The organism is Burkholderia sp. Bp9140 (assembly GCF_003853425.1).
Taxonomy (GTDB): Bacteria; Pseudomonadota; Gammaproteobacteria; order Burkholderiales; family Burkholderiaceae; genus Burkholderia.
Window position 1 is genome coordinate 1 of sequence record NZ_QTPQ01000130.1, and the last position, 467, is coordinate 467.

At 75.6% G+C, this 467-nt stretch carries 1 protein-coding gene; it reads right to left on the reverse strand.

Annotation, left to right across the window (positions count from 1 at the left end; genetic code table 11):
- A partial coding sequence (locus tag DIE21_RS36925; protein ID WP_185642934.1) for an E3 binding domain-containing protein occupies nt 1-467 on the reverse strand: 467 nt, incomplete at both ends.

Genomic DNA, 467 nt, shown 5'->3' on the forward strand with positions numbered 1-467 from the left:
AGCGGCTTCGCCTCGAACGGGCCGAACTTCGAGAAGTCGACCTTCGGCCACGGCAGCAGGTTCAGCTCGCCGCCGCCGGCCGGCGCGGCCGCTGCGGCCGGTGCCGCGCGCTGGCCCGTCATCACGCCCTTCACGAAACCGGTGATGTCTTCCTTCGTGATACGGCCCTTCGGACCCGAGCCCTGCACGCGTGCGACTTCGACGCCGAGTTCACGCGCGAACTTGCGCACCGACGGCGATGCGTGGCTCGCGCGGTACTCGCCCGACGCAGCGGCCGGCGCGGCGGCAGCCGGAGCCGGTGCAGCCTGCGCGGGTGCCGGAGCGGCAGCGGGTGCCGGAGCGGCAGCGGGTGCCGGAGCCGGCGCGGCAGCGGCCGGAGCCGGTGCGCTCGCCTGCGGCGCGGCGGCAGCCGGTGCGCCGGCGGCGTCGAGCAGCACGATCAGCGTGCCTTCCGACACCGAATCGCC